Genomic DNA, 13,156 nt, shown 5'->3' on the forward strand with positions numbered 1-13,156 from the left:
CGGTGGATTTGCCCGCGTTCAGCCCTCCTTCGGATCAGCAAGCTGCCGGTGGGTGGCGAGCCCGCACACTACTTCCGCCTCTTGCAGGGCCACGCTCGGCTGCACACAGGCGACCGCCCGGCACACGAAAAGCTGGAGCCCAGCCGCGTGCACAAGCGCGACCTCGCCCCCCCCTCGCGGATCCGGATGTTGCGGGCACGGATCGGCCGCACTCTTACCAAACCGCGTTCACGATACTGGAATCGGGCTGTGCCCTTTACGCATAAAGACCGGAGGTAGGGAACGGGGCGCCAGCGGTTCAAAGCGCGTTCAGGCGCCGCATCGCGCATTCTTGCTAACGCGCGCCAGGTGCGCCGCGTGACGCGCGCTGCAGATACTCCAGCACAGCCGAAGCGGCCAGCGGCCGCGCGAAGTAAAATCCCTGCATGTGGCTACACCCGAGCCGTCGCAGCAATTCCAACTGCTCGGCGTTCTCGACGCCCTCCGCAACCGCGGTGAGGCCAAGGCTCTCGCACATGTGCAGAACGGCCGCTACGATCGCGTGATCGTTCGCATCGTGAACGATGTCCTGCACGAAGGTCCGATCGACCTTGACGCTCCGAATGGGAAACCGCTTCAGGTAGTTCAGCGACGAGTACCCGGTGCCGAAATCGTCCACCGCAAGCTGAACGCCGAGGGCATGCAGCGCGCCCATGGTTTCCAGCGCCCGCGGCAGGTCGCGCATGAGCAGGCTTTCGGTGATCTCCAGGTGCACATTGGCGGGCTCGACACCCTGCTCGCCCAAGATGCGTTCGACGGTTGCCGCCAGCGCCTGGCCCTCAAATTGCGCCGCCGAGATATTGACCGCAACATCCAACTCATGGAATCCGGCCGCCTCCCAACCCTTCTTAGCCTGACACGCGGTAGCCAGCACCCACTCGCCCACGGGGACGATGAGCCCGGTGTCCTCGAGCAGCGGGATGAACTCCAGAGGCGCGATTTGCACGCCGTCTGCGCGCCGCCAGCGCAACAGCGCCTCTAAGGCGAGGACCTTGCCGGTGGCATCGACGATCGGCTGATACTCGAGTTCGAACTCCTTGTGATCCAGCGCGCGGCGTAGCGCGCCCTCCAGTTCGAGGCGCTGGTGCACTCCTACATCCATCTCTGGCTCAAAAAATGCATAGCGGTTACGGCCCTGGTTCTTCGCCCGGTACATGGCCGCATCGGCGTTCTTGAGCAGCTCCGCGCTGCCTTGGCCGCCCTGCGAGGAGCAGCACACGCCCACGCTCACTGTCGCGTAGAACTCCCGCTCCTCCAAGCGAAACGGATGTGTCAGTGACGCCAGCAGCTTGGCCGCGACCGCCTCGGCATCCGCTTCGCACTTGATGTCTTCGAGCAGAATCACGAACTCGTCTCCGCCGAAGCGGGCTGCAGTGTCGGTCTCGCGCAACGTATCCTGCAGGCGCAGCGCGAAATCGCGCAACAGGCCGTCGCCGACCGTGTGGCCGAACGAGTCGTTGACCAGCTTGAAGCGGTCCATGTCGAGAAACATCACGCAAACGTTGCTCTGCGTGCGCCGCGCACGCGCCAGCGCGCGCTCCATCCGGTCCATGAACAAGGCGCGGTTCGGCAGGCCGGTCAGCGGGTCGTAGTGTGCCAGGAAATGCAGCCGCTCTTGGGCCTGCATGCGTTCGGTAATGTCCTTGCCGGTAGAGACGAAGTGCGTCACCTCCCCCTGCGAGTTGCGCAGCGGCGTGATGGTCTTCTCCTCGTAATAGAGCTCGCCACTCTTGCGCCGGTTGATGAACACCTCCCGAAATGGCTCGCCGCGCAGGAGCGTCTCCCAGACATTCACATAGAACTCGTGACTGTGCTTCCCTGAGCTCACCATACTAGGCTTCCGGCCGATGGCCTCGGCGCGCGTGTAGCCGGTAACGCTCTCGAAGGCCGCGTTCACGTATTCGATCCTGCCGCGGTGGTCTGTGATGGACACAATGTCGGCCGTCTGTTCGACCGCGCTGGATAGCTTGCGCATCTGCTCCTGCGCCTCGTGACGCTCGGTCACGTCCTGCACCGTGCCCACCACATGGATAGCACGCCTCGACATGGCGCGGGTAATCTCTCCGCGCACGTGAATCCAGCGCACGGTCCCGTCGGACCGCAGTATGCGATGGTGTGACTCGTAGAGCGGCCCGCCATCGAGCGCTTGCTGCAGCTTAGCCTCCACCCCCGCGCGGTCCTGCGGGTGCAGCAGCGCGAGATAGGTGTCGAGGGTCGGCGCGCCAGCATGGCGCTTCAGGCCGAAGATCCGGTACAGCTCGTCCGACCAGTGGAGGTAGCCGGTATCGACATTCCAGTACCAGTTGCCGAGCCGGGCGATGCGTTGCGCCTCGGCCAGGCGGCGTCGGCTGTGCTGCAGATCCGCCTCGGTGCGCTTGCGCTCCTCGATGTCGCGCAGCGTGCCGATGAACCCCGTTCCGTCATCCAGCGCGACTTCGCTCACTGCCAGTTCTAGCGGAAACACCTGTCCGTCCTTGCGCTGGCCCATCAACTCCCGATAGCCCATGTTCACGCCGAGCGGCTTGCCGCGCCGGCCGTGGTAATCTGCAAGGTACGCGTCGTGGTTTTCGCGGTGGGGCGAAGGCATCAGCATACTGACGTTCTTGCCGATCACTTCGTCGGCTTGATACCCGAACATTTTCTCCGCCGCGTGATTGAAGGTTTGAATCGTGCCGAGAGCGTCGATGATGACGATGCCGTCCGGCGCGAGCGTCACGATGGTCTGGTTGCGTGCCGCAGCCGCTTCGGCCTGCCCGCGCAAGCGCTCACGTTCGGTCACGTCCTCGAGCATCACCACCAGCGCGCAGGCATCGATGCTGTCGTGCGTGGGGGAAGGGGCCCGCTCCCAGCGCATCAGCCGAGCGTCCAGCCACCTGCCGCCTGGGCCTTCCAGCAGAGGCAAGTCCGGCACCTCTCCCGAGATATCCAATTGAGTGACCGGCTCCTTCAACGGTGCCAGCGCGGGCAAATCCAGGAGGAGGCGGCCCGCCATGGCCGCATGATCCAACTGCAGCAACTCCCCCGCCGCGCGATTCGCGTGCAGTACGCGCAGGGAGGAAGAGACCGCGAGCACAGCCACCGGCAGGGTGCAGATGATACCCGCGCTGAAGTCGGTACCCGCGCGACGCTCGGCAAGCGAATAGGCATCGAGCGCCAAGCCGATATCCATGAACACCGCCCGCGTGAGGGCTTGCAGCGCCCGCACGTCCTCCTCGTTGGCGCTCGGCAGCAAATCGGGAGCGACGTGAGAGAGATATCGCGCGTAGGCGCCGATGTACCACTTGGGGTCCAGCCCGATCTGGTGATGCCGTTCGCCCACACGCAGGCGTCCCAACACGTACTCAGGGCCGAAGTCTGCCGCCAGCAGATCGTCGAAGTACTGGACGTGAGCGTGTTTCAGCCGCTTGCGTACCTCGGGGCGCGCGATCAGCGCACGCACCGGCTCGAAGCGATCGACGTCGCTGTAGAATCGCTCGATAAAATGACGCGTGGGCGGGGCAAGGCGCTCGCGCAGCGCGCGCAGATGCTGGCGATCCTCGGCACCGAGGCCCACGAAAGCCTCTCGCTCGGCGATCGTATGGTCGTCGCCCCCCTCGGGCGCCCCCGCGTCCGTCTCAGGCTTGTTCATTGTCACCCCAATGTCACCGGCCAAAAAGCAACATGCCGCCCTCGTCCAGGGCGGGTACTCGACTACAAGCGGGGATGGGGCTTAGTGCTCGCGAAGGCGACGCAACGCCGTGCGAGGGACCGGCGTGGCGCGCGGGTTCACGGCGCGCTCGCCCGGATCCGGGTCTTGCGGTTCAGGCCATGGTAGCGGCAAGCACGGTGCGAACTTTAGCTTCAGGCATCGGCACCGGCGCCGCCGCGCCGCAAGGCCTGCGGGGACAGGTTGAGCGCGTCGCTGGCACTGGCGAGCTCCGCCGCCACCTCTTGAACCTTGCGGCGCTGCGATCGCGCATGCGCGCGCAGCGCCTCGAACGCCCCCGCCTGTGTGAGGCGGTAGCGTTCCATGATGAGGCCCACCGCCACGCTCACCGCCCGCCCGCTGGCGAGCGCCACAGCGAGGTGCTCGCCTTCGGCGCGCAGGCGGCGCAGCTGCTCCGAGACGGACAGCGCCGCGCGCAACGAGGGGACGATCTTGGGGACGTCCACCGGTTTGACTAGGTATCCGACTGCGCCCTCGTCGACCGCCTCGCGCACCGTGTCGGCATCGTCATAGGCGGACAGAAATAACACCGGAATGCCGGCTCGACCCAGTTGCCGCGCCGCCTCGATACCCCCGATCCCCGGCATGCGCACGTCGAGCAGCGCGATATCGGGCCTGCGCAGCTCCGCGAGCCGCACCGCCTCCTCCCCCGAGGGAGCGCGCAGGACCTCAAAACCCGCCCGCTCGAGCCCCTGGCCCAGCGTGGTGAGAATCAGCCGGTCATCGTCGGCAAGCAATACGGAAACCGCCGCTTCGCTCATGCGCAACGTCTCCTCCACGCCCACGAATATGAAAATGCAGGAGTTTTCGTTCTGTGCCGCAGTCTAGGCAATCTATCGACTTCGCCTTCGGAGTGCAACCATGGCATGGTGGCAGGCCAGTGGGGCCGGTGATTGGCCGCCGAAACGCTGGACCGGAGTGACGACGTCATGAACATGCAGGGAAACGAAGCTTCCCCAGAGGACGTGTTGCGGGCCGCGCTTGACCTCATGCCCCTGCCCGTCGCGCTGCTCGATGCGGACGGCGGCGTGCGGTACACGAATCCTGCGTGGCACGCGCGCGCGGCCGCCGGAGATCCCATTGCCGCGGCGACGGGGCGAAACATGCTCGCGGTGCTAGATGCCGCGGGCGCCGCCTGGGCTCCCGAAGGGGGCGAGGCTTTACGCAGCGCACTCGCGAGCGGCATCGCAACCTCCGTCGCCGCCTGCGGCGCGCCAGACGGCGCGGGGCTCGCGCCCAAGCTGCTGCGCTTCAGCCGCCTGGAAACGCCCACGGCCGCCAGCGTGCTGGCTATGCTGGAGGGCTTGCCGGAGGCGGACGATCCAGACTGCGATACGCGCTGCCAACTGCTCGACGCGCTACGCGACACGGGTGAGAAGTACCGCACCCTGCTGCGCCGCGCCAGCGACCCCATACTGACGGCCGCCGAGGACGGTCGCCTGATCGACGCGAGCGATCGCGCCGAGTCCCTGCTGGGTTATACCCGGGAAGAGCTCGCCGAGCTTACTTACCGCGACATTCACCCCTCCGGCGAACTCGCGCGCATCGAGCGGGCCTTCGAGCACCTGCTCGCGCACGGCCACGTCATCGTCATGGATACCGCGGTGCGGCGCAAGGACGGCGAAGTCGTACCTGTGGACCTCAGCGCGCGCACGATCACCTACGGCGGGCGGCGCGTGGCGCAAGGCATCTTCCGCGACGTGACCGAGCGCCATCACGCGGAGCGCGAGCGGCTCACCCAGTGGGCCGCACAGCGCGATGCCTTGGTGCGCGAGGTGCATCACCGCATCAAGAACAACCTGCAGGGCGTCGTGGGCCTGCTGCGCCAGCAGGCGGCCGAGCAACCCGAGGTAGCGCGGCTGCTGGTCTCGGGCCTGGCGCAGCTGCAATCCGTCGCCGTGGTGCACGGCCTGCAGGCGCGCGGGCAGCACGACGAGGTGCGGCTGTGCGAGATGGTCGAGGCGATTAGCCACACGGCGGCGGAACTCACCGCGGCGCACGTACACCTGCCCGTGGAGGTGGATATCCTGCGTCGCATACAGATTGCGCCCGGCGAGTGCGTACCCATGGCGCTGATACTTAACGAACTGGTGATCAACGCCATCAAGCACGGCGGCGCGACCGGAGATGGCGTCCGGGTCTCGCTCCACAGAGACGGGAGCAGCGCGGAGGTGCAAGTGCACAACCCGCAGGGCACGCTCCCGCCCGGATTCGACTTCGACGGGGGTGAACGCTTGGGCACCGGTCTGTCGCTCATCAAATCGCTGTTACCGCCGGAAGGTGCTTGGCTGGACGTCCGCGCCGACCAAGGCGGTGTCACTGCGCGCCTGCGCTTGGCGCATCCGGTACTCGTGCAGGCACCCGCAAGCTGACCGCCTGCTACAGACTGCAGGAGCCGCGCGCCTGAGGCCCGCGCCCCGATTCCCACACGGCCAAGGCGACGCCCTTAGCAGAAGGGAACTTCCACCTGCGCGTGGGCTACTCGATCACGCGCTAGCCGCGCGACGCCGGGTCGGCACGGATGGGGCCGCCGGGTCAGGCGGATCAGCCGGCGCATCGGGCGTGGCCTGCTTGGCGCCCGCCGCGCGGCGCAGGCGCAACGCATTCCCCACCACCAGCAGCGAGCTCGCGGTCATGCCGATGGCGGCCCCCCACGGCGGGATCAGGCCCGCCGCGGCGAGCGGCAGGGCCGTCACGTTGTAGCCGGCCGCCCAGGCGAAATTCTGCACGATGATGCGCCGGGTGCGCTGCGCAATGCGCCTCGCCTCGAGCAGCGCCGAGAGGTCGCGTCCGAGCAGCACAAAATCGCTGCTCGTCTGCGCCAGTGCGGTCGCCTCGGCGGGCGACACCGACACGTCCGCCGCGGCAAGCGTGGGGGCGTCGTTCATCCCATCGCCCACCATCAGCACGCGCGCGCCGCGGCGCTGTTCCGCGCGAATCCGGGCAAGCTTGTCCTGCGGCGTCATGCTCGCCTGCCAATCGGCGATGCCGACCTGCTCGGCCACGCGGCGCACGCTGCTCGGCGTGTCGCCGCTCAGGATTACGAAGCGGCGCACGCCCGCGGCACGAAGGCCGTGCAACAACGCGGGCACCTCGGGACGCACCTCGTCGCGCACCGCGAACACCGCCTGCACGCCGGCCTCATCCGCAAGCACCAACGGCGTATCGCCGCGGGCGGCGCAGGCCTCCAGCGCGGCCTGGGCGGACGACGATAGGCGTGTCTGCCGCGCGATGTAGGGCGCGCTACCGAGCCACCAACGCCCGCCGTCGATCCGTGCGCTCACGCCCGCGCCGGGCGCGTGCGTCCAATCCCGCGCGGCGCTGGGGGTAATACATGCATGCCGAAAGGCGTCTGCCAAGGGATGACTGGATGTGGCCTCTAACGCCGCCGCATGACGGCGTGCCGTGGCGCCGTCCAAGCGCCCGAGGGGCCGCGTCTCCACCACCCGCGGGCGCCCGTGGGTGAGCGTGCCGGTCTTGTCGAACACCACCACCGTGCTGTGCGCGAGCGCCTCCAGCGCCCCCAGCCGCACCGGCAGGACGCCCGCCCGCGCGAACCGCCCCGCGCCCACCGCCAGCGCCACCGGCGCCGCCAGCGAGAAGGCGCACGGACAGGTGACGATCAACACCGCCAGGGTCGCGGGCAGCGCCACCGCCGGGTCGACCGACCACCAGTAAACCGCGGTCGCCGCCGCGACGAGCAACATGCCGGCGATGAACAGGCTTGCCGCGCGGCGCGCGAGGCGCCCTTCGCCGGACCGCGCGCGTAGCGCCTGGCGCAGCAGCGCATGGATCTCGCTGAGCACGGAGTCGCGCGTGGTACGCGTGACTTCCACCACCACGTCCTGGTCGCCGTTGCAGCTGCCGCCGATGACGCTCTCGCCCGGCCCGCGCAGCACGGGCGTGGCCTCCCCGGTGACCAGGGCCTCATCGAAGCGACTCTGCCCCGCGACGATCACGCCGTCGGCCGGCACCACCTCGCCGGGGCGCACCCGCACGCGTTCCCCGGGGCGTAGCGCGGGCGCGGCGACTTCCGCCTCCGCGCCGTCCGGCTGCACGCGCCGCGCAGCGCGCGGCACCACGCGCGCGAGCCGATCCACCTCGGCCGCGGCCGCGAGCCGCCCACGCAGTTCCAAGTGACGCGCAAGCAGCAGGAAGGCAATGAACATGGCGATGGAGTCGAAATACACCTCCTGATACTGGTGCAGTGTCGCCCAGGCACTGCCCACAAATGCCAGTATCAGCGCGGTGGTCACCGGCACGTCCATACCCAGGCGCCGGTTGCGCAGGTCCTGCCACGCGCCGTGGAAGAAATCCTGCGCCGGGTAGGCGAGCAAGGCGGCGGTAGCGAGTAACGCGGCGTAGCGGCCGGCCTCTACCCAGCCCGGCAGGTTACCCGCCGCGTCGGGCGCGCCCATCAGGTAGGTGGCGAGCGAGAACTTCATCACCAGCATGCTGAGCAGCCCCGCGAAGATGAGGCGCTCGGCGCTGCGGCGCTTGTGCTCCCGGGCAAGCTCGACGCGGTGCGCCGGGTCGTAGGGGTGGGCCACGTAGCCGAGGTCGGTGATGGCGCGCAGGATCTCGCTCAACTTGAGGCGCGCGGGGTCCCAGCGCACTTGCGCCCGGCCCGCGGTGTAGTCGAAATCCACCGCGAGGACCCCGGGCAAGCGGCGCAGGCGCTGCTCGTTGAGCCACAGGCAGGAGGCGCAGCGCACCTCTTCGAGCAACAGCTCCGCCTCACGCCATCCGGCGCCGGAGCGCACGAAGCTCGCCTGAACCTGGGGGTCGTCGTACAGCGCGAGGCGTGCGGTGAGCTCGCGCAACGCCGGACGCTCGGCGTTGGGCGCGCGCTGCTCGCGGTGATGGTAGTAGTCCTGCAGGCCCGCCTGCAGGATAGCGCGGCACACCTCGCGGCAGCCGGCGCAACAAAAGGCGCGCGGCGTCTCCCCCACCATCAACGTCGGCGCTCTGCCGCGCGCCAGCGCCGAACCGCAATGAAAACAGGTTTCGCTACGCATGCCGAAGGTTATGGCTCCGTGCCGAGCCCCGCGTAGTAGCGCGCCAGCGCGTCGATCTCCTCGTCGGTTAGCTCGCTCGCGATGACGCGCATCACGCCGTAGAGATCATTGGCGCGTGTTTCGTCGCGGTAGGCGCGCATGGTGGTCCGAAAGTACAGTTCCGGCTGTCCCGCGAGCGCGGCCTTGTCCACCGCACGACCCTGCCCCTGCGGCCCGTGGCAGACGGCGCAGGCGGGTATGAAGCGGGCGGCATCGCCGCGGCGCACCAACTGCAGGGCGATGTCGTCCGGCGGCTCTGCGGTCTGCGGTGGCGGCAGAGGCTGCGCGGCGTACCACATAGCCATGTCCGCCATGTCCTGGATCTCCATCACCTCGGTCAAGGCGGTCATGATGGGGTGCACGCGGTTGCCGAGGTGATAATCGTGCAACTGCTTGAAGGTGTACTCGGGCAACTGGCCCGCCAAACTCGGAAAGTTGGGGCTGGGGCTCACGCCGGTGGCACCATGGCAGGACGCGCAGTCCTGGGCGAGTCGCTCACCGCGCTGTGCGTCGCCGCCGCGCACCAGCCGGCGCGTCTCGACGGTCCACGCAACGCGTGTCGAGGGCTCGGCCTGCGGGTCCTCCAACGCCCCCTCCAGCCCCACCGGAGGCTGCGCCCCGGCGAGCGCCGTCAGCGAGAGTGCGATAGCCGCGATCAGCAGTAACTTGGCGCGCATCGTCAAATCCCCCAGGGCGGCGAATCGTAGGTGTTCAGAATGAAGAACTGGGCGATCGGATAGCCGAATGCCGCGATCATGTAGAACACCAGTATCCAGTTCCACAACGTGAGGCCGTTGAGCACCCGCGGCACGCGCAGCACCGGATGCAACGGCTGCGCGTAGTGCAATTCGCGATCGGCCTCCACGCCGAAGGTGTAATGGCTGCGCAACAGGTTGTAGACGAACAGCAGCGCCGAGATCATCAGAATCAATCCACCGAACACCATCACGACCTGATACGGATACCACTGCGCGGCTTGCGGGATCTCGTACACGATGGAGGAGATACGCCGCGGTTGGGCCATGAGGCCGACGATGTGCCACGGCGTGGTGGTCACCACCATGCCGATGAACCACAGCCACAACTGCGTCAGCACCATCCGGTTCGAATGCAGCGGCCGGCCGGTCAGCTTGGGCCACATGTAGTAGGCGCCGGCCATGTACAGAATCACCGTGGTGCCGCCGAAGATGAGGTGGAAGTGCGCTGTCACCCAGGCGGTGTTATGCACCATGGCGTTCATCGCGTAGCTCGAATTGATGAAGCCGCCGAATCCTCCCAGGATCAAAAACAGGAAGGCGAAGACCGACGCGAGCACCACCGGGTTGCTGCGATCGAGCGACAGTATCCAGCCGAACAGACCGCGCCCCCCGCGCAACCGTCCCGCGATTTCCATGGAGGCCATAATGGTGAAGCCGGTGATCAATGTCGGCACCATCACGCCGAAGGTGCTGATGGTATGAAAAAGTTTGAAGCCGGCGCTGTGCTCCGGATCCATGAACAGGTGGTGGAACCCGACCGGAAGACTGAACACCAGCAGCATGATGAACGCGACGCGCCCGAGTTCGTCGCTAAACAAGCGCCCGCCCGCCGCGCGCGGCAGAAAGGCGTAGAGCACGATGTAGGCCGGGATGAGCCAGAAGTAGACGATGGCGTGCAACGTCCAAGAGAACAGCGTGCGCGCGAGCCCTACATCGATGGTGTCGGTCCAGCCCAGCGACCAGGGAATCAGCTGAAACAGCATCTCGGCACCGACGCCGACACTGGTCCACAGCCACAGCGCCGCATTGACGCTCATGGCGAACATGGCCAGCGGCACAGGTTGGCCGGGATTGCCCCGTTTCCACTGCACCATCATGGTGAGCATGATCACCGCCCATGCCCACGACCCCACCACCAGTAGCGTGGCGCCGATGTAATAGGCCGAGTGAGCCTGGTGCGGCGGATAGAAGGTATAGAGCACCGAGGCCTGGCCCAGCACCAATGGAACGGCGGCGATCACGGTGCCGGCAAGCGCGACCCAGAAACCAAGCCACGCGAGCGGCTTGTTCCATAAGGGGCGTTGCAGGCTGGTCGTGGCGATGTAGTAGCCGAAGCCCATGATGAAAAAGGTGGTGAGCACATAGCCCATCAGGGTCCCGTGGGTGCTGATCGCCCCGAAATAGATCGCCTGCGACTGCACCTGAGGTGCGATGCCGCTCAGCGCGAGCACTTGATAGAAACCCAAGATCGCAGCCACGGCGAATGCCGCGAAGGCCACCCACATATGGGTCAGGCTGAGTCGTTCCGCCTTGTCGAACATCGCATTCTCCCCTCCGGCCGGGCGGCGCCCGGGCCGCGCCTCACTGACCCCGGTCGCCCGGCGGGTTCGGCCCCGCCTGCACCTGATCCGGCTGCCACTGGTCCTGCGGCACCACCACCAGACGGCTCCACATGTAGTCGTGCCCCAAACCGCAGTACTCGTTGCACAGGAACGGATAGGTGCCGGGGCGCGGGAACTCCGTAGTGACCTCCGAAACGAAGCCCGGCACGACCATGGTGTTCATGTTGGTGCCGGCCACGTGCACGCCGTGCAGCACGTCGGGCGTCGCCCAGCGGAAGGTCACCGGCGTGTTGGCCGGCACTTCCACCCGCTGGGGATAGAACGCATAGCGCGCGGCAACCATGGTCACCACCACGCGCCCATCCTCGGTGATCCGAGGCCCGAGCCGGTCCTCGGCGAATTCCTCGGACAGATGCAGCGAGGCCGAGTCGATGGTCTCGACGTTACTGGGCGGATGAATGTTGGCGCTGACGGCGGTAAACAGCACGACCGCCGAGGCGAATGCCACCAGAATCAGCGAGACGTAGACCCAGGCCTTCTCGCGCGGATCGATATGCATGGCATCACCTCAGCTGACCGGCCCGCGCGCCAGGAACACACCAAAGTAAAAATACAGCCAGGCCAGCGTGAAGGCCCCTGCAAACAGCAGCATAATCACCAGGGTGCCCTTGGGCGCATCCGCGATTCGGCGTTTGTCTTCTTCGCTAAGCTCGTCCATGAGCTCCTCCATCAGTTTCAGCCGAACGTGTCGGCGACGATGTTCTCGTACCAACTGCGCCAGAACACCGATTCGAGACGCCGCTGCGCCGGTGTGGCATCCATCGGTGAGACGCCGCCGGCCCCTTCGACCGCGGTGATACCCTTATCCGTCAGTTCGTAGACGGCGGCGACGGAGATACCGTAGGTCGGACCCACCAAGCTGAAACAGGCGTTCATCAGCGACGGCAGGGTCGGTTCGTGCTCGGCCAGAATATCCAGCACCGCATGGGCGCATACCTTGGCCTGGGTGTTGGCCGAAACGCCCGACTTGGGCATCTCGCCCGCAATGCAGGAGTCGCCGATCACGTGGATGCCCGCCACGCGGGTGGACTCGAAGGTGCGTTGGTCGACCGGGCAGAAGCCCGTCTCGTCTGTCAGGCCCAAGGTGTGCGCCAGCATACCGGCCTGCTGCGGGGGGATAACATTCGCGACATCCGCCTGCTGGGCGCCGGCCGCGGTAACGATGGTGCGTGTGTTCACCTCGATTCGCTCCACCGTCCCGCCTTGCGAGCCCGGCACCCACTCGATCATTCCCCGCGGGTAGAGCTCGTCCCAGCCCTGCATGAACAACTCCTGCTTGGTGAAGCTGTCCTTGGGGTCGAGTATCAGCACCTTCCCACGCCGGTTGTAGGTGGCAAGATAGTTTGCAACCAGGCTCGCGCGCTCATACGGCCCCGGCGGGCACCGGAACGGGTTGTCGGGCGCCACCATCACGAACAGACCGCCGTCGCGCATCTCCTGGAGTTGACGGCGCAGGAGCTGGGTCTGCGGCCCCGCCTTCCAGGCATGCGGCATCACCTGGGCGGCCGCCGCATCGTAGCCTTCGAGGGCGTCCCAACGAAAATCGATTCCGGGCGCGAGGATCAAACGGTCGTAAGGATGTTCGGCGCCGGTTTGGGTTACGACGCGTCGGCGCTCGGCGTCCACGTTCACCACCGAGTCGTGATGCACCGCGATGCCGAGCTCCTCCAGCGCGCGAAAATCGTGCACCAGGGTGTCGAAAGCGCGGTTGCCGCCGATGTAGTCATTGCTCATGGGGCACGTGACGTACTGGCGATCGCGTTCGATGAGCGACACTGAAATCTCTGGATCGAGCAATTTCAGGTAACGCGCCGCGGCCGCGCCGCCGAAGCCGCCACCGACGACCACGACCTGCGCCGAGGTGCGCGCTCGGGCGGCAGGCAGCCACCCACCGAATGCACCCACCAGACCCGCCGCCCCAGCAGCTTTGATGAACTCCCTGCGCGTGATGTCGATCATGGCGCTCTCCGGGCG

9 protein-coding genes are annotated in these 13,156 nt (G+C 67.0%); 1 reads left to right on the plus strand and 8 read right to left on the minus strand.

Annotated elements, in window-relative coordinates:
- Positions 1 to 334: 334 nt before the first annotated feature.
- Complete coding sequence (locus HUS23_01655) at positions 335 to 3,667, minus strand: EAL domain-containing protein (GenBank protein QKT02615.1); 3,333 nt, start codon at positions 3,665 to 3,667, stop codon at positions 335 to 337.
- Between the two features lie 212 nt (positions 3,668 to 3,879).
- The gene (locus tag HUS23_01660; protein QKT02616.1) at positions 3,880 to 4,506 is read right to left on the minus strand and encodes a response regulator; all 627 of its coding nucleotides are present in this window, start codon (positions 4,504 to 4,506) and stop codon (positions 3,880 to 3,882) included.
- Between the two features lie 168 nt (positions 4,507 to 4,674).
- On the opposite strand from HUS23_01660, the gene HUS23_01665 reads away from it, so the two are divergent.
- Positions 4,675 to 6,117: a PAS domain S-box protein gene (locus tag HUS23_01665; protein ID QKT02617.1), complete on the plus strand. Its 1,443-nt coding sequence runs from the start codon at positions 4,675 to 4,677 to the stop codon at positions 6,115 to 6,117.
- Between the two features lie 114 nt (positions 6,118 to 6,231).
- Here the strand turns inward: HUS23_01665 and HUS23_01670 are convergent, their stop codons facing one another.
- Genes HUS23_01670 through HUS23_01695 form a run of 6 tightly spaced genes read right to left on the minus strand, consistent with a single transcriptional unit; the run spans position 6,232 to position 13,141 of the window.
- The gene (locus HUS23_01670; protein QKT02618.1) at positions 6,232 to 8,763 is read right to left on the minus strand and encodes a heavy metal translocating P-type ATPase; all 2,532 of its coding nucleotides are present in this window, start codon (positions 8,761 to 8,763) and stop codon (positions 6,232 to 6,234) included.
- An 8-nt stretch (positions 8,764 to 8,771) separates the two neighbouring features.
- The gene (locus HUS23_01675; GenBank protein QKT02619.1) at positions 8,772 to 9,479 is read right to left on the minus strand and encodes a cytochrome c4; all 708 of its coding nucleotides are present in this window, start codon (positions 9,477 to 9,479) and stop codon (positions 8,772 to 8,774) included.
- 2 nt (positions 9,480 to 9,481) lie between these two features.
- Positions 9,482 to 11,101, minus strand: coding sequence for a cbb3-type cytochrome c oxidase subunit I (locus HUS23_01680; protein QKT02620.1), 1,620 nt, complete (start codon positions 11,099 to 11,101; stop codon positions 9,482 to 9,484).
- A gap of 40 nt (positions 11,102 to 11,141) precedes the next feature.
- Entirely contained in the window at positions 11,142 to 11,681 is a 540-nt protein-coding gene (locus tag HUS23_01685; protein QKT02621.1) for a cupredoxin domain-containing protein, read from the minus strand.
- A gap of 9 nt (positions 11,682 to 11,690) precedes the next feature.
- Complete coding sequence (locus tag HUS23_01690) at positions 11,691 to 11,840, minus strand: hypothetical protein (protein QKT02622.1); 150 nt, start codon at positions 11,838 to 11,840, stop codon at positions 11,691 to 11,693.
- 17 nt (positions 11,841 to 11,857) lie between these two features.
- On the minus strand, positions 11,858 to 13,141 hold the full coding sequence (locus tag HUS23_01695) for an FAD-dependent oxidoreductase (protein QKT02623.1): 1,284 nt from the start codon (positions 13,139 to 13,141) through the stop codon (positions 11,858 to 11,860).
- Between the last annotated feature and the right edge of the window lie 15 nt (positions 13,142 to 13,156).

The organism is Ectothiorhodospiraceae bacterium 2226, from assembly GCA_013348725.1.
Classification (GTDB): Bacteria; Pseudomonadota; Gammaproteobacteria.